We start from the raw sequence: 23747 nt of genomic DNA on the forward strand, positions 1-23747 counted from the left end.
GATGACCTCGATCGTCGCGGAACGCTTGTGCGGATCTACACCGATAACAACCCGAGCCATGAACGACAACGCCCTTCCCCTGGAACCCGACAAAACAGGCCGATCGGCGGGAGGGCAACGCTACTTCGAGCCGGGCAGTCCCCTCTTGAGCCTCTCCACACCCCGGTGACCGGCAGGGTCCACGCCGGGAGAGAGCCACACCCCGCCATATGGGTGGGCAGCCAGAGACAGAGCACCCCTACCAGTCACCTCGACCAAGCCTGGCCGGGCCACGGTCGTAACACCATCCTCAACAAGTAGCCGGGGACCGCTCGCTTCGCTTCGCTGCCAGCTACGCGGTGGGCAGATACCGCCGACTCCGCGGTGGGCATGTTCTCCAGAGATTCAGGATTACGCCGCCCTACGGGAGTTGCTTGTGGACCGCGAGCCTGGCAGGGACGGGCCCCCTTGGGCCCGGCCCGGTCTCCGGCGGGAGCAACGGTCCGGACCACCGCCAACCCGGGACAGGATCGTGTCTCTGGTTTAGAGCAGTGCGCCTTCGTCGTGTAGCCAGTCGACGAAGGTGCTGGAGACGGCGGCGCCGCAGTCGAGCATTTCGACGAGCAACGCGTCGTGCGCGCCGGCGCCGAGCGGCACCTGGATTTCCGCGTAGATGGGTAGCTGGCCGCGTTCCGTCGGGTCGCCCACATACGCCTTGCAGAAGCGGCGCGTGTGGTTCCACTCGTTGACGACGCGGTAGGCGCGGTCGGCCCAGTCCGGCGGGACTGTCGAGTGTGGACGGGCGCGGATCACCAGGATCTCGTCTTCCGGGCCTTCGAGGGTGAACAGCACCGCGTGGCGTTCCCACATCGCCAGCAGGCTGCCGTCGCCGTCGGCGAGGTAGCGGATGTCGAGCAGGTCGAGCGCGTCGCCGAGGCGGCGGAGGGTCACCTGCTCGACCGTCGCGGGCCGATCGGGGGTCTCCCGGGGCACGGCGAGGGCGGCCAGTGGTTCTAGTACGGCAGCGTTCGGATCACGTTGCGGAGGCACTTCCAATCGGACGTTGCCATCCTCCGCCCGAAGCTCGGACTCAACCCCACCGGCGTGGCCGGGACGCCATGACCACCAAGGCATCGCTCGCGCACCTCACTCCCCAGCGAATCCGTCCGCGTACGTTGCGTTGGACCCGGGGTGACGGTACCCGGAAGGTCGGCGGAGGGCATCCCCCCAACGGCAGGCCGGACCCGAACGGCCGGGTGCGTATCAGCCGAAAGTACGAGGCGATGCCGGTTTTAGGGAGAATTGCTGAACGGGCGGTAGCCAGGCGACCCCGTACGGTGCAGAGAGGCCTATCCATCTCCCGGATACACGCACATCAATGGATGACGGAACCGATACGTCCGGCTGACCCAGAAAGCCCATCCGGACTACTGCCTGGATCAACCGTTGTGAGACATCGACCGACGACTGGCCATCGCTGACGACGATCGGTACATGGTCGAGGAGGGCGTCGCGCAGGGCCCGTTGGCCGACCGCCCGCCCGCCGACGCCCTCGGCCGTCGCGGTGCGCAACGTCCCCGCGGCGGCCGTGGCCACGCGGCGCACCTCGTCGCCCGGCACGGACTCCACGACCCGGCCACCGGCGGCCGGTGGCAGTGGCCAGCGCCAGTCCGCGTCCCGGCGCGGCGGCAGCACCACGCCACCCCGGGCGACCTCCTCGAAGAGCGCGGCGGCCGACACCGTGGCGTCGCCGGCGGCGGTGCCGGGCACCGTGCGCCCGACCAGCACGCCCCACGGCAGCGGCGCCCAGAGCTGCACCCGGCCGTCCACCGGGCGCAGCCGGACCACCGTCGCCGCGTCCAGGCGGATCAACCGGCTGAGGAACGCGCCCGCGTCCGAACGGGACGCCAGCCCGTGTGCGGTGGTCATGCCGGCTCGCGGGGCCGCACCGCGGCACCGGCCGCGTCCGGAGCCGGCTCAGCCGCCGGCGCGGGCTCCGGGCCGAAGGGCGACAGGAAGGACCGCTCCTCCGCCGAGAGCCGGCGCGGCCGGCCGGCACTCAGGTCGTACGGCACGCACACCGACCGGGCCCGGCTGGCCACCGCACCGTCGTCGAAGAGCTCGTAGCCGATCACGAACCGGGACGGCCGGATCTCCTCGACCCACATCTCGATCCGCACGGTGTCGCCGTAGTCGACCGGGCGCAGGTAGTCGACCTCGTGCCGCGAGATCACCACGCCCTCCTCCAACGAGGTCAGGCCGTGCTGACGCGCCGCCGTGAACATGAGCGCAACGCGCGCCTCCTCGTACAGCGTGAGGAAGCGCGCGTTGTTGACATGCCCGTAGACGTCCATGTCGGACCACCGCAGGGCGGCCTCGTAGACGAACCTGGCCACGACGTCAGTCGCGGGTCAGCTTGCGGTACGTCACCCGGTGCGGCCGGGCGGCTTCGGCGCCGAGACGGTCGATCTTGTTCTTCTCGTACGCCTCGAAGTTGCCCTCGAACCAGAACCACTTGGCCGGGTCCTCCTCGTCGCCCTCCCAGGCCAGGATGTGCGTCGCCACGCGGTCGAGGAACATCCGGTCGTGGGAGATGACCACGGCACAGCCGGGGAACTCCAGCAGCGCGTTCTCCAGCGACGAGAGCGTCTCGACGTCGAGGTCGTTGGTCGGCTCGTCGAGCAGGATCACGTTGCCGCCGATCTTCAGCGTCAGCGCGAGGTTGAGCCGGTTGCGCTCGCCGCCGGACAGCACCTTGGTCGGCTTCTGCTGGTCGGGGCCCTTGAAGCCGAACGCCGCGACGTACGCCCGGGAGGGCATCTCGACCTTGCCCACCATCAGGTGGTCGAGCCCGTCGGAGACGACCTCCCAGACGGTCTTGTCGCCGTCGAGACCGGAGCGGTTCTGGTCGACGTACGACAGGGAGACCGTCTCGCCGACGCGCACCGTGCCGTCGGTCGGCTGCTCCAGCCCCACGATGGTCTTGAACAGCGTGGTCTTGCCGACGCCGTTCGGGCCGATGATGCCGACGATGCCGTTGCGGGGCAGCGAGAACGACAGGTGGTCGATCAGCGTACGGTCGCCGAAGCCCTTGGTCAGCTCCTTGGCCTCGATCACCGTGTTGCCCAGGCGCGGGCCCGGCGGGATCTGGATCTCCTCGAAGTCGAGCTTGCGGGTCTTCTCGGCCTCGGTGGCCATCTCCTCGTAGCGGTCGAGCCGGGCCCGCGACTTGGTCTGCCGCGCCTTGGCGTTGGACCGCACCCACTCGAGCTCTTCGGAGAGACGCTTCTTCATCTTGGCGTCCTTGCGGCCCTCGACCGCGAGCCGGGCCGCCTTCTTCTCCAGGTACGTCGAGTAGTTGCCCTCGTAGCCGATCGCGCGACCGCGGTCGAGCTCGAGGATCCAGCCGGCCACGTTGTCGAGGAAGTACCGGTCGTGCGTGATCGCCAGCACGGTGCCCGCGTACTTGGCCAGGTGCTGCTCCAGCCACTGCACGCTCTCGGCGTCGAGGTGGTTGGTGGGCTCGTCGAGCAGCAGCAGGTCGGGCGCCTCGAGCAGCAGCTTGCACAGCGCGACCCGGCGGCGCTCACCACCGGAGAGGCTGGTCACGTCGGCGTCCGGCGGCGGGCAGCGCAGCGCGTCCATGGCGAGCTCGAGCGCCGAGTCGATGTCCCACGCGTCGAGGTGGTCGAGCTCCTCCTGGAGCTTGCCCATCTCTTCCATCAGCTCGTCGGAGTAGTCGGTCGCCATCTGCTCGGCGATCTTGTTGAACCGCTCGAGCTTGTTCTTGGTCTCGGCGACCGCTTCCTCGATGTTGCCGAGCACGGTCTTCGCGTCGTTGAGCGGCGGCTCCTGCGCGAGCATGCCCACGGTGTAACCGGGCATCAGCCTGGCCTCACCGTTGCTGGTCTTGTCGAGCCCAGCCATGATCTTGAGCAGACTGGACTTACCGGCGCCGTTGGGACCGACGACCCCGATCTTGGCGCCCGGCAGGAAACTGAGCGTCACGTTGTCGAGCACGACCTTGTCGCCGTGCGCCTTGCGCGCCTTCTCCAGGACGTAGATGTACTGGGCCACGGTGCGGCCTACCTCCGAGTAATTGTCGATACCGGCAGAACGCCGTCGTCAATCCTGACAGGTAGCCAGCCGAACGCCCACATCACCCCAGCGCAAACCGGCAAAACGACAAGGGTAGCCACCGCAAGTATGACCGCTTTACACTATCGGTGTGACCAAGAAGATTACCGTCAGCCTTCCTGACGACGTCGCGGAGCGGCTCGGGTCCGAGCGAAACGTCTCCTTCTTCGTCGCAGACCTCATCAGGCGGCAGATCACCCACGAGCGCACCATGGCCCTGCTGGCCGAAAGCGGCTATTCGATCACGGATGAAGAGATGGACGAGGCGTTCTCGGAGGTCCAGGACGCCAAGCGGACGATGGACGCACGCCTACGCCGGCACGCCGAGGAGGTGCTAGCGACTGGTCGGCGGCCGCGATGACCGCATACTTCGCCGTTTTCGACACCGCCGCGGTCGACGCCTACATCAACGGCGTCATCCGCATTGGCCGCATGCTGGCCGGGGCATCGAAGAACGACCAACGCGTCATCGTTCCGGTGCTCTGCTTCGCCGACGCGCATCGCCGCGCCACGCCAGATCAAGCGTTGATGCTCGATCTCCTCCAGGCCCAACCCGCCGTCCACATCACCCCGGTGCTGGCCGACGACGCGGTCATGGTTGGCGGCTGGTCCCGACGGCTGGGAACGTTCGATGCCGCGCAGGCCGCTCTGGAGGCGGCTACCCATCGGCTGCCGATCATCACCGACCGACGCGAGACCTTGACCCAGATCCTGGCCAAGGAGTGGCCGATCATCGACCTTTAAGGGCGGCGCTCGGTTACCGGGAAAGTGGAGTCTTTTCCGTTCGTGGTTTGGGTCAGGCGGTACGGGGTGACGCTGTAGGTGGTCGTGCCCTGGTCCGTCTGGTTCGTGGCCAGGTAGCCGCCGTCCGTCTGGTCGACAGTCGTCAGGAAAAGGGCGTTCTCGCCCTGGATGAAATCGCCGTCCGCCGGGCCGATGTAGCCCTGGTAGAAGAGCGTCCCCGCCGTGTCCTGGCAGATCCACACCTGGCGGTCGTCCTCGGTGCGGATGTACAGCACCTCCGTCAGTCCACCCGGCGAGCCCGCGGCCCCCGCCGCCTCCTGGGTCGCCCGCGGGCAGTCCTCGCCGCGCGGCGGCGCCTCCTGCACCACCGACGGCGTGTCCTGAATCTCCTCGACCTGCCGGTTCGCCGCCCGCTCGTCCGCGACCTGCGCGCCGTAGATCCACCCGCCGGCTCCGCCGATCACGGCCAGCAGGGCCAGGGCGGCCAGGAAGGCCACCACGCGTGGTTTCCGCCCCGGTGTCGACACGCCTATGAGCCTGACATCCAACAGCAACCGAACGGAAGGATCATTACTTCGGGTGTACGGGTATCCCGTTCCATCGGGGTCAACCAGGCCCGTAACCGCCGCAACGCCACGCAGGTAGGCTCGACGGCGGACTCGTGATCACCGGAGGTGTGCGGAGCGTGACGGTTCGTAGCTCTTTTGTCGTTGTAGCGAACCGACTACCGGTTGACGAGGTCACCACCGACGAGGGGCGCCAGTGGCGACGCAGCCCCGGCGGTCTGGTGACGGCGCTGCACCCGGTGCTGGCCGAGCACAAGGGCACGTGGGTCGGTTGGGCCGGAGGCACCGGCGAGGAGGCACCGGAGCCGTTCGACCTCGAGGGCATCCACATCCACCCGGTGCCGCTGACCGCCAACGACCTCGAGCGCTACTACGAGGGCATGTCCAACGCGACCATCTGGCCGCTCTACCACGACGCGGTCGAGACGCCGGTGTTCAAGCGGCGCTGGCGTGAGTCGTACCGGCAGGTCAACGCCCGGTTCGCCGAGGCCGCCGCCGAGGTGGCCGCCGAGGGCGCGACGGTCTGGATCCAGGACTACCAGCTCCAGCTCGTGCCGGCGATGCTCCGCGAGCGCCGACCCGACCTCAAGATCGGGTTCTTCCTGCACATCCCGTTCCCGCCGATCGAGCTGTTCATGCAGATGCCGTTCCGCGCCGAGATCCTGCGCGGGCTGCTCGGCGCCGACCTGATCGGCTTCCAGCAGCGGCTGGCCGCCCAGAACTTCGTCCGATTGGCGCGGCATTTGCTGGGGCTGCGCTACGAGGGCCAGGTCATCGACGTCGACGGCCGGCCGGTCAAGGCGGGTGCCTTCCCGATCTCGATCGACGTGGCCGAGATGGAGCGGATGGCCGCCGACCCGGCGGTGCAGGCGCGGGCCAAGCAGATCCGGGCCGAGCTCGGCGACCCGCGGATGGTCATCCTGGGCGTCGACCGGCTCGACTACACCAAGGGCATCGAGCTGCGCCTCAAGGCGTTCCGGGAGTTGCTCTCCGACGGCAAGCTGAGCGTGCCCGAGGCCGTGATGGTGCAGGTCGCCACGCCGAGCCGGGAGCGCGTCGAGCACTACCAGACCCTGCGGGTCAAGGTCGAGCGCGAGGTCGGCCGGATCAACGGGGAGTTCGGTCGCGTCGGCGTACCGGCCGTCCACTACCTTCACCAGTCGTACAGTCGCACCGAGTTGGCCGCGCTCTATTGCGCGGCCGACGTCATGATGGTGACCCCGCTGCGAGACGGGATGAATTTGGTGGCAAAGGAATACGTGGCGGCGCGCGCCGACACCGGCGGAGCGCTGGTGCTCAGCGAGTTCGCCGGCGCCGCGACGGAACTACGACAGTCGTTCCTGTGTAACCCGCACGACCCCGACGGAGTCAAGGAGGCGCTGCTGCGCGCGGTACATGTCGAACATCCGGAGGCCCGCCGCCGGATGCGCCTGATGCAGCGGCACCTTCGTACGCACGATGTCGGCCATTGGGCCCGGTCGTTCCTCAACGAGCTGGGCGTGCCTGACGTGGAGGCAGCATGACCGAGCCTTGGCGAGGGCATCATCAGCAGAGCACGCCCGGGCAGGGCGGGTCACCACGAAGTGGAGACCCGTCATGACGAACGTGGTCGAGGTCGATCAGAAGGCCGCCGGCCTGATCGACCCGGAGCTCCGCGCGGCCATCGGCCGGATCGCGCGGGTTCCGCAGCTCCTCATCGCGTGCGACTACGACGGCACGCTGGCCCCCATCGTCGCCGACCCGACGCTGGCCGTACCCCTGCCGGAGAGCGTGGCCGCGGTGCGGGCCCTGGCGGCGCTGCCGCAGACCACCGTGGCGGTCGTGTCCGGGCGCGCGCTGCGCGACCTCGCCACGCTGTCGCGCCTGCCGAGCGAGGTGCACCTCGTCGGCAGCCACGGCTCCGAGTTCGACATCGGCTTCGTGGAGCGGCTGACGCCCGAGCTGGTCGAGGTCCGCACCCGGCTCCAGGTCGCGCTGCGCGACATCGTCTCGGGCCAGCCGGGCGTACGCCTGGAGAACAAGCCGGCCAGCGTCGCGGTGCACTACCGCACGGCGGAGCGGCCGGTCGCCGAGGAGGTCAAGGCGCGCGTGGCGGCCGGGCCGGCCACCTGGCCGGAGGTCACCGTCACGCACGGCAAAGAGGTCATCGAGCTGTCCGTCGTGCCGACCCACAAGGGCACGGCCGTCGACCAGCTGCGCACCTCGCTGTCAGCCAGCGCCGTGCTGTTCATCGGCGACGACATCACCGACGAGAACGCCTTCGCCAACCTGCACGGCCCCGACGTGGGTGTGAAGATCGGCCCGGGCGAGACGAAGGCCGGTCACCGGGTCGGCGAGCCGATCGACGCCGCCCGGCTGCTCGGGCTGCTGCTGCAGACCCGGCGGCACTGGCTGTTCGGCGAGGCAGCGGTGCCGATCGAGCGGCACTCGATGCTCTCCAACGGCGAGACGGTCGCGCTGGTCACCCCCGAGGCCAAGGTCACGTGGCTCTGCCACCCGCGGCCGGACTCGTCGGCGATCTTCGCCGACCTGCTCGGCGGCGGCCCGGCCGGGCACTTCGCGGTCGCGCCGGAACGCGGCGGCCTACCGCTCGGCCAGCGCTACCGGCCCGGCACGATGACCGTCGAGACCCGCTGGTCGGGCCTGACCGTCACGGACTGGCTGGACAAGGCACCGACCGGCGACGCGGCCCTGGTCCGCCGCCTGACCGGCAACGCCAAGGTCGGCCTGGAGTTCGCGCCACGGCCCGAGTTCGGGCAGGTCCAGGTGCGGCTGCAGGCGCTCGGCGACGGGCTGCTGGTGCTCGGCTCCAACGAGCCGGTCGCGCTCTACTCGCCCGGCGTGCGGTGGGAGATCAGCGAGGACGGCGGGTACGACACGGCCCGCGCGACCGTCGACCTGGCCGAGCTCGACGGCGAGCAGCTGCTGGAGCTGCGGTTCGGCACGCACAGCCTGCACGCGCACCCGACCGCGGCCCAGGACCGGCAGGAGTCGGCCGAGCAGCCGTGGAAGGACTGGGTGCGCGGGCTGCACCTGCCGAGCGAGGGCCGCGAGCTCGTGGCCCGCAGCGCGCTCACGCTCAAGGGCCTGGCCCACGAGCCGACCGGCGCGATCCTGGCGGCCGCGACCACGTCACTGCCCGAGGAGCTGGGCGGGGTCCGCAACTGGGACTACCGCTACTGCTGGCTGCGCGACGCGGCGATGACCGCACGGGCGCTGGTCGACCTGGGCTCGCTCGACGAGGCGGAGGGCTTCCTGCGCTGGGTCGACGGCTGCGTCGAGCGCACCGGCGGCCACCCGGAGCGGCTGCACCCGCTCTACACGGTCGAGGGCTACGAGCTCGGCGCCGAGGCGGTCATCGACACGCTGCCCGGCTACGCGGGCTCCCGCCCGGTGCGGGTCGGCAACCTGGCCAACCACCAGCTCCAGCTCGACGTCTTCGGCCCGGTCGCGGACCTGCTCGCGGCCGTCGCCGACGCCCGCGGCTCCGTCCGCGACGAGGAGTGGCGGGTGCTGGAGGCGATGGTGCAGGCGGTCGAGCGCCGCTGGCACGAGCCGGACCACGGGCTGTGGGAGGCCCGGCTCCAGCCGCGGCACCACGTCTACTCCAAGGTCATGTGCTGGATGACGGTCGACCGGGCCCTGCACGTGGTGCGCAAGCACGCCGGGCAGGACCGGCCGGACTGGGTCGCCCTGCGCGACCGGATCGGGCACAACGTGCTCGAGCACGGGTGGCACGAGGAGGCCGGCGCCTACACCGTGGCGTACGGCGACGAGGAGATGGACGCGTCCTCGCTCTGGATCGGCCTGTCCGGTCTGCTCCCCGACGACGACCCGCGGTTCCTGGCGACCGTCCTCAAGGTCGAGGCCGACCTGCGCAGCGGCCCGGTGGTCTACCGGTACCGCTGGGACGACGGCCTGCCCGGTCGCGAGGGCGGCTTCCACATCTGCACGTCGTGGCTGGTCGAGGCCTACCTGCGCACCGGGCGCCGGGCCGACGCCGAGGAGCTGTTCGAGCAGATGATCGCCACGGCGGGCCCGACGGGGCTGCTGCCGGAGCAGTACGACCCGCTGGCCGAGCGCGGACTGGGCAACCACCCGCAGGCGTACAGCCACCTCGGCCTGGTCCGCTGCGCCCTGCTGCTCGCGGGGCTGCTCAAGCCCTGAGAGCCGGCACCACGTCGCCGATGACCACGATCGCGGGAGGCCGGATTCCGGCCTCCCGCACCGTTTCCGCCAGCTCGCCGAGGCTCGCCTCGACGGCACGCTGGTTCGGCGTCGTGCCCTCCTGGATCACCGCGGCCGGGCTCGCGGCCGGACGGCCGTGCGCGACCAGCGTCGACGTGATGGCGGCCAGGTTCTTCAGGCCCATCAGCACGACGAGCGTGCCGCTGGTCGCCGCCAGCGCCGGCCAGTTGACCAGCGACTCCGGGTCGTCCGGCGACAGGTGACCGGAGACCACGGTGAACTCGTGCGCGACGCCGCGGTGGGTGACCGGGATCCCGGCGCCGGCGGGCACGGACACCGCGCTGGTCACGCCGGGTACGACCGTGACGGGCACCCCGGCCTCGGCGCAGGCGATGACCTCTTCGCCGCCGCGACCGAAGACGAACGGGTCACCGCCCTTGAGCCGGACGACCGACAGGCCCTTCCGGGCGCGGTCGACCAGGATCTCGTTGATCTCCTCCTGGGTACGCGCCGGCCCGTACGGGTTCTTCGCCGCGTCCACGAGCTCGGCGTCGGGCCGCAGCTCGTCGAGCAGCAGCCCGGGCGCGAGCCGGTCGGCGACCACCACGTCGGCCTCGGCCAGCAGCCGCCGGCCCTTGACGGTGATCAGCTCGGGGTCACCCGGTCCGGCACCGACGAGCGCGACCTGACCGCCCGTCGTCGCCGCCGGGGCACCGACCGCGGTGGCGCTGACCGCGGCCCCGGTCCAGCCGGCGAGGAAGGCCGCGATCGCGTCCCGGGTCGCCACGGCCCGGCGCGGGTCGCCGCCCCCGAGCACCGCGACCGTGACCGGGCCGCGCCGGGTCACCGCCGGGGTCCAGGCGGTCGCGGCGGTCCGGTCGTCGGCCCGGACGCAGAAGATCTTGCGCGCCTCCGCCGCCTCGGACACCGCGGCGGCCGCAGCGGGGTCGTCGACCGCGACGTGGACGAGCCAGACGCCCTCCACATCGGACGGCTCGAACCGGCGCTGCTCCCAGCGGATCCGGCCGGCGTCGGCCAGGCCGTGCAGCGTGGGGGTCAGCTCGGGCGCGACCACGGTGACGTCCGCGCCGGCGGTCAGCAGGGCGGGCACGCGCCGGCTGGCCACCGCGCCGCCGCCGACGACCAGCACGGGCCGGCCGTCCAGGCGCAGCGCCAAGGGATAGAGGTCGCTCATTTCTCGGCCACCCCGGCCGAGTCGAACGTGGCGACGTCGTGCAGCACCCGGGCCGCGCTGGCCACGATCGGCCACGCCAGCACCGCGCCGGTGCCCTCGCCGAGGCGCAGGCCCAGGTCGACCAGCGGGCCGAGGCCGAGGTGGCGCAGCGCGATCGCCGCGCCGGGCTCGGCGGAGCGGTGCCCGGCGACCATCGCGCCGACGGCGTCCGGGGCCAGCGCCGCCGCGGCGAGCGCGGCCGAGTCGGCGATGACGCCGTCCAGGATCACGGGTACGCGGCGCGCCGCCGCACCGAGCACGAAGCCGGCCAGGGCGGCGTGCTCCAGCCCACCGACCGCAGCGAGCACGCCGACCGGATCGGCCGGGTCCGGCCGGTGCAGCGCCAGCGCCCGCTGCACGACGGCGACCTTGCGGCCGTGGGTCTCGTCGTCGATGCCGGTGCCCCGCCCGGTCACGTCGGCCGCCGCCGCACCGGTGAACGCGGCGATCAACGCGGCGGCGGGCGTCGTGTTGCCGATGCCCATGTCACCGGTCAGCAGGCAGCGGGCGCCCGCGTCGACCAGGTCATTGCCGACGGTGATGCCGACCTCGATCGCGGCCACCGCCTCGTCGCGGGTCAGCGCCGCCTCGACGCTCAGGTCGCCGGTCCCCCGGCGGACGTTGGCGGCCACGAGCCGCGGCTGCCCGTCGTGGTCGGCGGTGATCAGCGGGGTCGCGACGCCGACGTCGACCACGACCACGTCCGCGCCGGCCTGGCGGGCGAAGGCGTTGACGACCGCGCCGCCGGCCAGGAAGTTGGCGACCATCTGCGCGGTCACCTCCTGCGGCCAGGGGCTGACCCGCTGCGCGTGCACGCCATGGTCGCCGGCGAACACCGCGACCACCGCCGGCTCCGGCAGCGGGGGCGGGCTCGTGCCGGCCAGCCCCGCGAGGCGTACGCCCAACTCCTCCAACGCCCCCAACGAGCCCGGCGGTTTGGTCAGCGTGGCGTGCCGCGCGTCGGCGGCCGCCATGGCGGCGGCGTCGAGCGGCCGGATCGCGGCGACGGTCTCGGCGAGGAGGGTGGTCATGCCCCCATGATCCCGTCCGACGGGGAAAGGGCCCCCGGTGGGGGCCCTTTCCTCACTTGACGATCGCCGGTGACGGTGCTGGGAAGTTCTGGATCGGCTGGCCCTTCAAGGCATCTCTGAGTGTTTGCGCGGCCGAGTCGATCGGCTTCTGCGACTGCGCGTCACCCACCGCGTTGAACGGGTTGTCCGGGTCGGCGATGAAGCTCGCCGCCGCCAGCTCCCGGGTGAAGCCGACGAACCAGGCGGACCGGGTGCTGTCCGTAGTACCCGTCTTGCCACCCACCGGGCGCCCCACCGTCGGGGTCACGCTCGGCGCGGTCGACCACTCCTGGCAGGAGCCGGTCTGCGCCTTGCCGCCGGTCGGGCAGCGGGCGGCGTCGGCGGCCGCGCGGGCCACGTCCTGGGTGACCTCCTGGCGGCAGCGCGGCTTGGCCACGTCGACCACGTCACCGTGCGGGTTCTTCCAGGTCACCTGCTTGCCGTCGGGCGACTGGATCGAGGTCACCGGCAGCGGCTCGCAGTAGACGCCGTCGGCGGCGACGGTGGCGTACGCGCCGGCCATCTCCAGGGGTGTCACGTCGGAGACGCCGAGCGTGAAGGCACCCCAGGTCTTGGACCGCGGCGGCTTGGCCATCATCTGGTCGACGTCGGTGCGCCAGGTCAGGCCCAGCCGCTCGGCCATCCGGACCGCCTTGTCGGCGCCGACCGCCTGCTCGAGCTGCACGAAGTACGTGTTGACGGACTTGCCGAAGCCGGACCACATGGCGTGCTTGCCGGTCATCGCGCCGGACGCGTTCGACGGGCACCAGCGGCCGCCGCACGAGGCCGGTCCTTCGCCCGGGTACTGGGAGACCAGCTTCATCGGCGAGTTGTAGGCGGTGGACAGCGGCATCCCGGCGTCCAGCGCGGCCAGCATGGTGAACATCTTGAACGTCGAACCCGCCTGGTAGCCCGGCATGTCACCGCCGCCGAGCAACGGCACCACAGTGTTCGGGTAGTTGCCCTTGATCTTCGAGGCCTTCTGCGGGTCCGAGTGCGTGCCGTTCTTGCTCTGGTCGAGCGAGTACACGCGGTTGACGGCCATCGCCTTGACCAGGCCGGTGCCGGGCTGGACGACCACGAGGCCGTGCGCGAACTTGCTGGTCGACTTCTCCTTCGCCATGACGTTGGTCTCGGCGATGTTCTGGATGTTCGGGTCGAGCGACGTGACGATCTTGTAGCCACCGCGCCGCAGGTTGTCCTCGCGCATCGAGGCGTTGTCACCGAACGCGGTCTGCTCCACCCACCAGGCCTTGAGGTAGTCGCAGAAGAAGCCCCAGCTGTTGAGGTTCTTCGGCACCGAGATGCAGTCGTTGGCCGGGGAGCTCAGGTGGAGCTGGATCGGCAGCTGCTTGGTGGCCGCGTTGTCCTGTGGGCTCAGGTAACCCATCTTCTGCATGTTGTCGAGCACGTAGTTGCGCCGGGCGGTCGCCGCGAGCTTGTCCTGCGTCGCCGGGTCGTACTCGGTGGGCGCCTTGACCAGACCCGCGAGCGTGGCCGCCTCGACCAGCGACAGGTCCTTGGGCGACTTGGAGAAGAACACCTCGGACGCGGCGTAGATGCCGTACGCCCGGTGTCCGAAGTATGCCGAGTTCAGGTAGCGCTCGAGGATCTCCTGCTTCGAGTACTGCTTCTCGACCGCGAGGGCCAGCCGCATCTCGCGGAGCTTGCGGGCGCTCGTCTGCTCGGTGGCCGCCTGCACCTCGAGGGGCGTGGTGGCGCCGTCGCGCTGGGCCATTCGGACGTACTGCATCGTCAGCGTCGACGCACCCTGCTGGACGCCGTCGCTCTGGTGGTTGGCCACGAACGCGCGCGCGATGCCCTTCGGGTCGACGCCGTTGTGCTCGTAGAAGCGCTGGTCCTCACTCGCGACGATGGCCTGCTGGATGTACGGGGACATGTCGGAGATGGGAACGTACTTGCGATGCTCCTCGTAGAACATCGTGAGCAGCGTCTTGCCGTCCGCCGCGTACACGTAGCTCGTCTGTGCGGGGGGTTTGACGTTGAGCTGGCTCGGCATGTTGTTGAACGCGTCGGCGCCCTTCTTGGCGCCGAGACCGCCGACCGCCACCAGCGGATAGGCGACCGCCGCCACGACGACGCCGGCTATGAGCCCGGCCCGCAGCAGCGGAGCGAACCGACTGGTCGCGGAGAGGGTGCGCTTAATCACCAACTAAAACTAGGACATAAGCCGATATGTCCGTAGTTGAAAGCGAGCAACGTCTACGTCTCATGTTCCTGTGCGCTTGCCGGGTACGGTTCTGCGCGTGGTCGAGTTGGGACATCACGGTGATGCCGAGGTCGGGCCGGGTCTGGTGGATCTGGCGGTGAACGTCCGGCAGGCGCCGCTGCCGCCGTGGCTGCTCGCGCCGGTGGCTTCGTCGCTGGGTGCGTTGGCCGCTTATCCCTCGCCTTCGCCCGCACGCGCGGCCGTCGCTGCCCGGCACGGCCGGTCGCCCTCGTCGGTGCTGCTGACCGCCGGCGCCGCGCAGGCGTTCGTGCTGATCGCCCAGGCGTTCCGCTCCGCCGTGTCGCCCGTGGTGGTGCATCCGCAGTTCACCGAGCCCGAGGCCGCGCTGCTCGCTGCCGGCCACCAGGTCGGTCGGGTGGTGCTGCCACCGCCGTACACCCTGGACCCGGCCCTTGTCCCGGATTCGGCGGACCTGGTCTTCGTCGGCAACCCGACGAACCCGACCTCGGTGCTGCACCCCGCGTCGTCGCTGGCCGCCCTGGCCCGCCCGGGCCGGATCCTCGTGGTCGACGAGGCGTTCGCGGACACGACGCTCGGGCCGTCAGGTGCTCCCGAGCCCTCGTCCCTGTCCGGCCGCTCCGACCTGCCCGGCCTGATCGTGCTGCGCAGCCTGACCAAGACCTGGGCGCTGGCGGGCCTGCGCATCGGGTACGCGCTGGCCGCGCCCGACGTGATCGCCCGGCTGGCGGCGGTGCAGCCGTTGTGGCCGGTCTCGACGCCGGCGCTGGCGGCGGCGGAGGCGTGCGCGAGCCCGGTCGCGGTGGCGGCGGAACACGCGATCGCCCAGTCCTTGGCCGCCGACCGAGACCACCTGGTGGGCCTCCTGTCCCAGATCCCGGGCGTCTCCATCGCGGCGCCACCGTCGAGCTCGTTCGTGCTCCTACGCCTGGCCAACGCGGACAAGGTGCGATTGGCGCTGCGCGAGCGCGGGTACGCGGTCCGCCGCGGAGACACCTTCCCGGGCCTGGGCACGGACTTCCTCCGAGTGGCGATCCGCGACCGTCCGACGATGGACGCCTTCGCCCGCGAACTCTCCGCAGTGCTGCACGGGAGGGAGCCTCGTTAGAGCTCCCGGGAGCCTGACTTCGCGCCGACGCCACGCGGTGGACCATCTCCTACGCGCCGACCCTCCCCTGCAGCCCGGACCGACGCGCCTCGGGCGTCGGGGAGTGGGGCCTGCCGCGCCGCATCGTCAGCTCAGACCGCGCGCGCCCGGGGCGGATCCCGGCGACGCCGGGGCTGGACCTGTTCGTGCTCGATGTTTCCGGTGTCGTCGACCCGCACCCGACCGTGCGGGTCGAGTCGCCCGACGACGGCCGCAGTCCAGGAACTCGATCGCGAGGCTCTCGGCGGCGGCCAGGTCGCTCAGCGCGAAGCGGTGCTGCCAGTGAGTCTCGACCGCTCGGCGATCACAGTTACGCCGGACATAGGTCACCGCCTCCCGCGCGCCGACCCTCCACAGGGCCCGGACCGACGCGCCCTCGGGCGTCGGCGGGGTTGCGGCATGCCGCGCCGCATGGTCAGTTCAGGTCGCGCGCGCCCGGGGCGGCGAAGCGGGCGACGAAGCGCTTCTGCCAGGGGGTCTCGACCGCCCGGCGGTCGTAGTTCTGCCGGACGTAGGTGACCGCCTCCGCGGCCGGCACGCCGTCGATGATCGCGAGGCAGGCCAGCGCGGTGCCGGTGCGCCCCCGTCCGCCACGACAGGCGAGCTCGACCCGCTCGGTCGGGGCCCGCTCCCACGCCTCGTGGAGCGCGGCGGCGGCGTCGGCCGGGTCGCTCGGGAGCCACAGGTCGGGCCAGCGGACCCAGCGACTCTCCCAGACGGTCAACGAGGCGGGCTTCCCGAGCAGATACAACCCGAACGTCGGCGGCGGCCCCATCGGGTACGCCCGCAGCAACCCCCGCCCCCGAACCAGCCGCCCGGAAGGCAGCCGCAGCACCCCGGCGCCCGCGGGATCCCACGAGTCGATCATGAGCCCACCATAATGGCCACCTACCCTTTCGAAGCAGATTCGCCCGTTTTGCGGACGGCCTACCCCGCCTCGGCTAACGCTCCCCGGCGCTGCCCGCACTCGGCAAGGGTCACTCTTCGGGCGCGCAGTCCGCGCAGCCCAGGCAGGCCGGCGTGCGGCACAGGCGACACATCGGCCGCGACTCGCTGACCAGGCCCTCGTCGCCCGCGTGATCCCACCGCCGCAGCCCGGGCATGATCCAGACCGGGTCGGCGGATTCATCGACTTCGGACCTGCTCCTCTAGCGCGCCGCCGACCTGCGGAGGAAGGCCCAGTTGAGGGCCCACAGTGCCACGCCGCCCAGCAGAAGCCAGAGGGCCAGGACGTAGATCGACGCTTCGCGGACCATCGGCAGCAGGAAGATCAGCGAGACCACGGCGCCGAGGACCAGGACCACGGTCGGGGCCCGGAAGTGCGGGTGGTCGACCGGGTCGCGGCGCAGGTACAGGGCCGAGAGGTTGACCAGCAGGAAGACCGCGGTGAGCAGGAGGACCGTGGTGTCCGACAGGTCGCCGAGGTCGTCCACGAAGAAGAGCAGGACGATCGAGATCGCGGTGGTGAAGGCGATCGACACCCACGGTGTACGGCGTACGCCGAGCCGGCCGAAGGCGCCCGGCAGGACGTCGCGTTGGGCCATGCCGTACAGCAGCCTGCTCGCCATCAGCATGTTGATCAGCATCGTGTTCGTCACCGCGATGATCGAGACGGCCGAGAAGAGCTCGGTCACCGGCAGGTCGGGGGCGCCCAGCCGGACCACTTCGAGCAGCGGGGCGGTCGACTCGGTAAGCACGTCGAGCGGCACGGTCATCGCCGCCGTGAACGCGACCAGCAGGTAGACCACGCCGGCCAGGACCAGGCCGGTGATCATGGCGGGCGGGAACGACCGGCTGGGCTCCTCGGTCTCCTCGGCCAGGTTGACCGAGTCCTCGAAGCCCAGGAAGGCGTAGAACGCGGTCGCCGCGCCGGACAGGAGGCCGGTGACGACGCCGAAGCCCGTACCCGAGAAGGTGAACGCCTGTCCCGGGTCGCCGTCGCCCCCGCCGAGCACGACGACGCCGACCCCGATGATGAACAGCAGGCCGGCGAGCTCGATGCAGGTGATCACGACGTTGACCCGGACCGACTCGGCCACGCCCCACAGGTTGACCGCCGCGACGAGCAGGATGGAGACGATTCCGATCAGGACCATCGGCGGGTCCTCGACGCCGAACAGACCGGTGAAGTAGTCACCGCCGATCCGGCTCGCGGCGAACGTCGCCGAGGTGACGCCGGACGCCATGATCGCGAAGGTGACGAGGAAGCTCAGGAACTTGATCCGGAACGCCCGGTCGCAGTAGAGCGCGCCGCCGGCGGCCTGCGGATATTTGGTGACCAGCTCCATGTACGCGAACGCGGTCAGGAACGCCAACGCGAACGCGACCAGGAACGACGCCCAGATCGCACCACCGACCTCGCCGCCGACCGCACCGGTCAGCGAGTAGATGCCGGCGCCGAGGATGTCGCCGACGATGAAGAAGGTCAGCATCGGCCGCGAGATCACCCGGCGCAGGCCTTCGCCGGCGGGCCGGGTCGGATCTGTCGTGTCGGTGTCGGTGGTCATGCGAGGCGCCATACCCAGACGGGCGCTGTGGCATGCCTCACAAGGCGGCGAGCGCCCGCACGTAGTTGACCTGCTGATGCAGGTACTGCACCTGCTCCTGGTTGCTGACGGCGTTGCGGGCGACGTACTGATGGCGGCCGTTGCTGACCGTGACCTGCACCGTTCCGCGGTGGACGGTCTCCTTGACCAGCAGGAACAGCAGGCTGAAGACGGTCAGCACGCAGAAACCGAAGATCGCGGTAAGCACGGCCCAGGTCGGCGTCTTCTGCTCGGTGTGCCAGAAGTCGTTGACCTGCCAGGTGGACCCGGCGAGCGGAAAACTGCCGGCCGGCGTGTGCACCAGCTTGGAGGTCACCTGAATCTCACCGATCTGCGCGACGACGGTCGCGTCCCCACCGGGCGCAAATGCCCCGGGCGGAGGCGTCGGCGGTCCGGACGGCGAGACGGGAGGCCCGCTGACGTGCTGCTGCGGCGGGCCACTGGTCGGCTGCGGTGGCGAGGCGTAGAGGGGCCCAGGGTCGGAGGTCGGGTCCGGCATGGGCCCGAGGTCGGGCGTCGACCAGGGATCGGTCGCCGGCGGGAACTGACCGGGCTCCCCCGCCCCGGGAAGCGGCAGCGTCGGCTCCGTGCCCATCACGCACCCCCTCGTCGCGGCTACTTCCCGGCACCTTACTGCCCACCACCGACAACCACGCGCCACGACATCACCGACCGCCGACGGCTTCCCGCATTGTGGATGCCCGATCCCAACCAGCCAGCGAGCGCCCCCCGACAACCTCCACACCCGTGGACGCGCAGATAGCCCGCCCTGCCTACCCGCCGGCAACGCCGGGCAACCTCTCGGCTCGTGGATGCCTGGCGCCGCAAGGACGCTCCGTGACAAGCCAGCACCGACCGATGACCTGACGGCCCCTTCGAACACCGGCGTCGACAGGACCCGGGCTGCGCCGTCAGGCGGTGCTGGCGAGCTCCGGCTCCGGGGTTGCCCGGTCGCCGCGTTCGCGGGGGCCGCGGGCCTCGCGGCGGGCGGCCCAGCCGAACGCGAACAGTGTCATCGCGCCGAACAGCCACCACTGGACCGTGTAGCCGAGGTTGAGCCAGTCGTTCTCGTAGTTCGGCGGGACCGCCTTGAAGCCCGCGTCGGCGGCCGGCGCCTGGGTGTCGAGCTGCACGAACGCGCCGCGCACCGGGTAGGGCAGTTCGGCCGCGATCTCCGGCACCGCGATGCGGCGGGTCTCCAGCTTGCCCTCGGCGCGGTCGACCGCCGTGCCGCGGCTCTCGGAGAGCTTGACCGCGCCGGTCACGGTGACCTGGCCCGTGGGGATCGGCGGCACGGTGGGCTGCGCGTAGGCGCCGCCACCCGGCGCCGCCGGCACCCAGCCCAGGTCGACCAGCACCGCCGACCCGTCGGATAGTCGGAGCGGTGTGACGATCTCGAAGCCGACCTTGTTGTCGACCGTGCGGCCGCGGACCAGGACCACGTTGGCCGGGTCGTATTCGCCGGTCGTCGTCACCCGGGTCCATTCGACCGCCGACCACGGACCAGGACCGGGCGTGCCCGTGGTGCCACCCGCCGTGATGATGGTGTCGAGCGGCACCGGCGTCATGGTGCCCGTCACGTCGATCCGGTGGTTGACCGCTTTGCGTAGCTCGTAGCGCCCGTGCTGCCAGTTGCCGAGCAGCACCATCACCGTGGCGGCGACCAGCGCGAGCGCGAGGAAGCCCAGCCAGCGGGGGGTCAGCAGGAACCGGTACACGCCAGAGAGGCTACTGCGGGGGTATGACGGGTTTTCTGTGCGGTCACCCCGCGTACCAGATTGGTCGATGTGTCGTCAGCCTGATGTTGTCGGGCGCATTAGGTATCGTCGGACGGCTCACCTTTTTCCGCCGAGGAGTCGCCGATGTCCGCCGTGCCCCGGGTGGTGGTCAGCGCGCCGTCGTCCGGCCACGGCAAGACCGCGCTGGCGGTCGGGCTGCTCGCCGCGTTCGCCGGCCGCGGCCTGTCCGCCGTCGGGTTCAAGGTCGGCCCCGACCACACCGACGCGGCCTATCTCGGCGCCGCCGCCGGCAGCCCCGGGCGCAACCTGGACCCCCGGCTGGTCGGCGCGCACCGGGTGGCACCGCTGTTCGCGCACGCGGCGCAGGGCCGCGACATCGCCGTCGTCGAGGGCACGATGGGCCTCTTCGACAGCCTCGCCGGCCGGGTCGAGACCGACTCCACCGCCGGTGTCGCCGCCGCCCTCCGAGCACCCGTGATCATGGTCGTCGACGTTGGCGCCATGGGCCAGTCGGTGGCGGCGCTCGTGCACGGCTTCCGCGCGTACGACGAGTTGACCTGGCTCGGGGGTGTGATCCTCAACCGGGTCGCCTCCGACCGCCACGAGCAGCTGCTCCGCGAGGCGCTCGACGACATCGGCGTGCCGGTCTACGGCGCGCTCCGCCGCCGCGACCTGCCGTCGACGCTGCCGCCGCGGCACGAGGGCGTGGTCCCGGTCCTGCACCGCGAGGTCGAGGCGCTGCGCGGCATCCGCCGCCTCGGCGAGTCGGTCGCCGGCGCGGTCGATCTCGACGGCCTGCTCGCGCTCGCCCACTCGGCGCCCAACCTGCCGGCCACGCCCTGGTCACCGGCCAGTGAGCTGGCGCTCGCACCCGGCGACACGGCCGCCGTCCTGGTCGGCCGCCGCCCGGTCGTCGCGCTCGCCGGCGGCCAGGGGTTGTCCTTCACGTACGCGGAGACGCGCGAGCTGTTGGAAGCCGCCGGCGCCACTGTCATCCCTGTCGACCCACTCCGCGACGAGTTGCTGCCCGAAGGCACCGACGCCCTGGTCATCGGGGGTGCGCTTCCGGAGGCGTACGCGGAGGAGCTGTCCGCCAACCGCCGCCTCTGCGCCGACGTGGCCGACCTCGCGCGTTCGGGCCGCCCGGTGGTCGCCGAAGGCGCCGGTCTGCTCTGGCTCGCCCAGTCGTTCGACGGGCGCCCCATGTGTGGGGTGCTCGACGCCACCGGCAGCACCGGCGACCAGATGATCGTCGGCTACCGCGACGCGACCGCGCGGGCGACCACCGCGGTGGCCGAGGTCGGCGCGCGGGTGGTCGGCTACAAGCAGCACCGGGGCGTGGTCAACCCGCGCTCCGGCCAGACCCCCGCCTGGACCTGGAACAACGGCACGCCCGAGGGCTTCGTCTGGCGCCGGGTGCACGCGTCGCAGCTCAGTTTGCACTGGGCCGGCTTCCCGGAGATCGCCCGCCGGCTGGTGCTCGCCGCCCGACCCGGCGACGGGCCGGCACCCGCCGGTTCGTGGGCGCAGCCGACCGGGCCCGTGCCGGTGGTGGGCGGGCCGCGTGACGAGGCCGGCGCGCTCGACTACGGTACGTCTCCCGCTGAGGGTGCGCCGCGGCTGCGGGCGGTGCCGGCCAACGCTGCCGACGCCGAGACCACTGAGGCGCCGTCGGTCTCCGGGCCGCCTCGGCTGCGGGTCGTTCCGGCGCCGACTCAGTCCGATGGAGACCCGGCCGATGCACGCGGGTTCGCCGGTGGTGAACAGGTGACCGACGGTTACGGGTTCGCCGGGGTGCCGGGCGCGCGGGCAGGCGACGGGTATGCGCCGGCGATGCCGCCCGGCGAGCCGGCGCCGCGGCCGGAAGCCGTCGAACAGCGGCGGGCGGCCGAGTTCGGCTTCCCGGTGGGCCGGGGCGGCGGCGGTGAGTTCCCGGCTGGAGAGCGGCCGCCGGCTCCGGACGACGGTGTCGGCCAGAGCGATCGGGCGTCCGCGGGTGGTTTCGGTCCGGGCGTCGCCCCGGTCCCGGCTTCGGGCGTGCCGGCGCACGGGTACGCGCAGGCGCCGTTCGCTCCGCGCAGCGTCGCGTCGGCCGGTCAGCCGTCGGGCGTACCTGCCCACGATGTCGGCGGGTTCGACCAGCGCGGGGGGCCGGACGCGGTCTCGAGCGTCCCTGCCTACAGCGGCGGCTTCGACGAGGGCGGCGCGGCGGGATCCGAATGGTCGGGCGGCGGCTATCGGGCGGGCGAGGCGACAGCACCCGAATGGAACGCGGGCGGCTTCGGCCCTGGCGGACCGGCGGCGTCCGAGTGGACGGGCGGCGGGTTCGGTCCGCCGGTGTCCCCGGGACAGCCGGCGCCCAACGCGGCTGTTGGCGGCGGCCACGGACCGAGCGCGCCTGGCGCCCACGGTCAGGCGACACCGTTCGCGCCGCCGCGTGGCAGCAACCACGGCCCTGCCGTCGCCCATGGCCACGACGGGCCGTTGCCACCGCACGGACCAGCCGTTCCCGGCGTCCACGGCCACGAGGGACCATTTCCCACGCACGCGGGCAACCACGGACCAAGCGCTCCCGAAGCCCACGCACCTTTCTCGCCGCATGTCGGTAGCCCCAGCCCGGACGGTCCCGGCACCCACGGCCACGACGCACCGTTCCCGCCGCGCGGCGACAGCCACAGCCCAAACGGTCCTGGCACCCACGGTCACGACGGACCGTTCCCGTCGCAGGGCGGCAACTACGGACCAGGCGCACACGACGCCCACGGGCATGACGGACCGTTCCCGCCGCGCGGCGGCAGCCACAGCCCGGACGGTCCTGGCACCCACGGCCCTGACGCACCGTTCCCGCCGCGCGGCGACAACCACAGCCCGGACGGTCCTGGCACCCACGGCCCTGACGCACCGTTCCCGCCGCAGGACGGCACCTATGGGCCAGGCGCTCCCGGTCACGACGCACCGTTCCGGGCGCTGCCCGGTGAGAGCCACCAAGCAGGCGGTCCCGGCACCCACGGCCACAACGGACCATTCCCGCCGCAGGACGGCAACTACGGACCGGGCGCTCCCGGTCACGACGCACCGTTCCGGGCGCTGCCCGCTGAGAGCCACCACGCAGGCGGTCCCGGCACCCACGGCCACGACGGACCATTCCCGCCCCATGGCGGCAACTACGGCCCCGACGCGCACGGTCACGACGGACCCTTCCCGCCACATGGCGGCAACCACGGCCCCGACGCGCACGGTCACGACGGACCCTTCCCGCCACATGGCGGTAGTTATGGGCCCGGCGGTCAGCCGTCCGGTGTCCAGGCGCCCGGCCACGGTGGTTTCGGACCGGCGTATGACGGCGGTGGGCAGGCCGGCGTGCCGCATCAACCGGCCGGCGCCGGTGGTCGGCCCCATGACGACGGTCGGCCCAACAGCCAGTGGGGAGTGGCGCCTGTCACGGGTGGGCAGCCCGTACCCGGTGGCGTTGACCAGACGTTGTCGGGACTGGCGGCGGTCGACGGGGCTCTGGACGGCGGCACGGCCGAGGTGCCGGCGGTAGCGGTGCGGCGGGCGCCACACCCGCCGCGGCAGGCCGGCGGCGGGCGAACGCGGGACGACGACGGGGGGATCGGGTGAGGGGCCAACTTCCGCTGCGCCAGTTTCCGGTGCTGCGGGTCTCGACGCCGCGCGTGCATGTGCGGCAGCTCGCCGACGAGGACGCCAAGCCGGTCACCGAGATTTTCGCCGACAAGCAGACCCAGCGGTGGCTGCCCTTTCCGCGCGACTTCGGCCAGATCGACGGCACCGCGTGGTGCACGGAGATGGCCCAGGAGCGGCGCGACAGCGGCGCCGGCGACCACTACGGCATCGTGCGGCGCGAAGACGACCGGTTGGTCGGCTGCCTCTGGACCAAACGCACCGACTGGGGTGCCAAGGTCACCGAGATCTCGTACGCGATCGCACCCGAGGCCCGCGGTTTCGGCATCGCGCCGGAGGCGGTCGACGCCCTCGCGATCGCGTTGATCCTGGAGCACGGCTTCCAGCGCATCGAGCTGCGCGTAGCACCGGGCAACACGGCGTCGCGGCGGGTGGCGGAGAAGGCCGGCTTCACGTACGAGGGGCTGTTGCGCAACGCCGGCCACGTGCACAGCGGCCGGGTCGACCTGGAGGTCTGGTCGTTCGTCGCCGCCGACCTGCGCTGAC

General features: G+C 71.7%; 19 protein-coding genes. 7 read left to right on the forward strand and 12 right to left on the reverse strand.

The window, feature by feature from the left end:
* Positions 1 to 522: 522 nt before the first annotated feature.
* The 4 genes from CHC05_RS34320 to ettA all read right to left on the reverse strand — a co-directional run bounded on the left by CHC05_RS34320 (position 523) and on the right by ettA (position 4056).
* Entirely contained in the window at positions 523 to 1113 is a 591-nt protein-coding gene (locus tag CHC05_RS34320; protein ID WP_089254811.1) for a type III secretion system chaperone family protein, read from the reverse strand.
* Positions 1114 to 1242: 129 nt separating this feature from the next.
* Positions 1243 to 1908 carry a DUF8185 domain-containing protein gene (locus tag CHC05_RS34325; protein WP_089254812.1) on the reverse strand — a complete coding sequence of 222 codons (666 nt, stop codon included), beginning with the start codon at positions 1906 to 1908 and terminating at the stop codon, positions 1243 to 1245.
* Positions 1905 to 2375, reverse strand: coding sequence for an acyl-CoA thioesterase (locus CHC05_RS34330; protein ID WP_425426889.1), 471 nt, complete (start codon positions 2373 to 2375; stop codon positions 1905 to 1907). Before CHC05_RS34330 ends, CHC05_RS34325 begins: the two co-directional genes overlap by 4 nt.
* Positions 2376 to 2379: 4 nt before the next feature.
* Positions 2380 to 4056, reverse strand: coding sequence for an energy-dependent translational throttle protein EttA (ettA, locus tag CHC05_RS34335; RefSeq protein WP_089254813.1), 1677 nt, complete (start codon positions 4054 to 4056; stop codon positions 2380 to 2382).
* Positions 4057 to 4207: 151 nt separating this feature from the next.
* Between ettA and CHC05_RS34340 the strand changes: the two genes are divergently transcribed.
* Both CHC05_RS34340 and CHC05_RS34345 read left to right on the forward strand, forming a co-directional pair.
* Entirely contained in the window at positions 4208 to 4477 is a 270-nt protein-coding gene (locus tag CHC05_RS34340) for a hypothetical protein (protein WP_089254814.1), read from the forward strand.
* Positions 4474 to 4860, forward strand: a complete 387-nt coding sequence (locus CHC05_RS34345; protein ID WP_089254815.1) for a hypothetical protein — start codon at positions 4474 to 4476, stop codon at positions 4858 to 4860. Before CHC05_RS34340 ends, CHC05_RS34345 begins: the two co-directional genes overlap by 4 nt.
* Here CHC05_RS34345 and CHC05_RS34350 read toward each other — a convergent pair.
* Positions 4857 to 5387: a hypothetical protein gene (locus CHC05_RS34350; RefSeq protein WP_144022898.1), complete on the reverse strand. Its 531-nt coding sequence runs from the start codon at positions 5385 to 5387 to the stop codon at positions 4857 to 4859. The two genes, CHC05_RS34345 and CHC05_RS34350, sit on opposite strands and share 4 nt — an antisense overlap.
* 158 nt (positions 5388 to 5545) lie before the next feature.
* Between CHC05_RS34350 and CHC05_RS34355 the strand changes: the two genes are divergently transcribed.
* Together CHC05_RS34355 and otsB are read left to right on the forward strand one after the other, a co-directional pair.
* Positions 5546 to 6949 (forward strand): alpha,alpha-trehalose-phosphate synthase (UDP-forming), encoded by a 1404-nt coding sequence (locus CHC05_RS34355; protein WP_089254923.1) that lies wholly within the window; start codon positions 5546 to 5548, stop codon positions 6947 to 6949.
* A gap of 73 nt (positions 6950 to 7022) precedes the next feature.
* Positions 7023 to 9593, forward strand: coding sequence for a trehalose-phosphatase (gene otsB, locus CHC05_RS34360; RefSeq protein WP_089254817.1), 2571 nt, complete (start codon positions 7023 to 7025; stop codon positions 9591 to 9593).
* Here the strand turns inward: otsB and cobA are convergent.
* Genes cobA through CHC05_RS34375 form a run of 3 tightly spaced genes read right to left on the reverse strand, consistent with a single transcriptional unit; the run spans position 9583 to position 14088 of the window.
* Positions 9583 to 10809, reverse strand: a complete 1227-nt coding sequence (gene cobA, locus CHC05_RS34365) for a uroporphyrinogen-III C-methyltransferase (RefSeq protein WP_089254818.1) — start codon at positions 10807 to 10809, stop codon at positions 9583 to 9585. The genes otsB and cobA overlap by 11 nt on opposite strands.
* Positions 10806 to 11879, reverse strand: coding sequence for a nicotinate-nucleotide--dimethylbenzimidazole phosphoribosyltransferase (gene cobT / locus CHC05_RS34370; protein ID WP_089254819.1), 1074 nt, complete (start codon positions 11877 to 11879; stop codon positions 10806 to 10808). The genes cobA and cobT overlap by 4 nt, the downstream gene beginning before the upstream one ends.
* 52 nt (positions 11880 to 11931) lie before the next feature.
* Positions 11932 to 14088, reverse strand: a complete 2157-nt coding sequence (locus CHC05_RS34375; protein WP_089254924.1) for a transglycosylase domain-containing protein — start codon at positions 14086 to 14088, stop codon at positions 11932 to 11934.
* Positions 14089 to 14179: 91 nt separating this feature from the next.
* Here CHC05_RS34375 and cobC point away from each other — a divergent pair, with 91 nt between their 5' ends.
* Positions 14180 to 15235, forward strand: coding sequence for an Rv2231c family histidinol phosphate aminotransferase CobC (gene cobC / locus CHC05_RS34380; RefSeq protein ID WP_425426891.1), 1056 nt, complete (start codon positions 14180 to 14182; stop codon positions 15233 to 15235).
* 454 nt (positions 15236 to 15689) lie between these two features.
* Here the strand turns inward: cobC and CHC05_RS34385 are convergent, their stop codons facing one another.
* From CHC05_RS34385 to CHC05_RS34400, 4 genes are all read right to left on the reverse strand, one after another.
* Entirely contained in the window at positions 15690 to 16142 is a 453-nt protein-coding gene (locus CHC05_RS34385) for a protein-tyrosine phosphatase family protein (protein ID WP_089254821.1), read from the reverse strand.
* A gap of 280 nt (positions 16143 to 16422) precedes the next feature.
* Positions 16423 to 17781 carry an APC family permease gene (locus tag CHC05_RS34390; RefSeq protein ID WP_089254822.1) on the reverse strand — a complete coding sequence of 453 codons (1359 nt, stop codon included), beginning with the start codon at positions 17779 to 17781 and terminating at the stop codon, positions 16423 to 16425.
* Between the two features lie 37 nt (positions 17782 to 17818).
* Positions 17819 to 18415, reverse strand: coding sequence for a hypothetical protein (locus CHC05_RS42865; RefSeq protein ID WP_245871366.1), 597 nt, complete (start codon positions 18413 to 18415; stop codon positions 17819 to 17821).
* Positions 18416 to 18731: 316 nt separating this feature from the next.
* Positions 18732 to 19538 (reverse strand): SURF1 family cytochrome oxidase biogenesis protein, encoded by an 807-nt coding sequence (locus CHC05_RS34400; RefSeq protein WP_089254823.1) that lies wholly within the window; start codon positions 19536 to 19538, stop codon positions 18732 to 18734.
* A gap of 144 nt (positions 19539 to 19682) precedes the next feature.
* Here CHC05_RS34400 and CHC05_RS43325 point away from each other — a divergent pair, with 144 nt between their 5' ends.
* Both CHC05_RS43325 and CHC05_RS34410 read left to right on the forward strand, forming a co-directional pair.
* Entirely contained in the window at positions 19683 to 23180 is a 3498-nt protein-coding gene (locus CHC05_RS43325; protein WP_342745713.1) for a cobyrinic acid a,c-diamide synthase CobB, read from the forward strand.
* Positions 23177 to 23746: a GNAT family N-acetyltransferase gene (locus CHC05_RS34410; RefSeq protein ID WP_089254824.1), complete on the forward strand. Its 570-nt coding sequence runs from the start codon at positions 23177 to 23179 to the stop codon at positions 23744 to 23746. The genes CHC05_RS43325 and CHC05_RS34410 overlap by 4 nt, the downstream gene beginning before the upstream one ends.
* The last annotated feature ends 1 nt before the right edge of the window (position 23747 follow it).

It is taken from the genome of Asanoa hainanensis (genome assembly GCF_900188485.1).
In the GTDB taxonomy this organism is placed as follows: Bacteria; Actinomycetota; Actinomycetes; order Mycobacteriales; family Micromonosporaceae; genus Asanoa; species Asanoa hainanensis.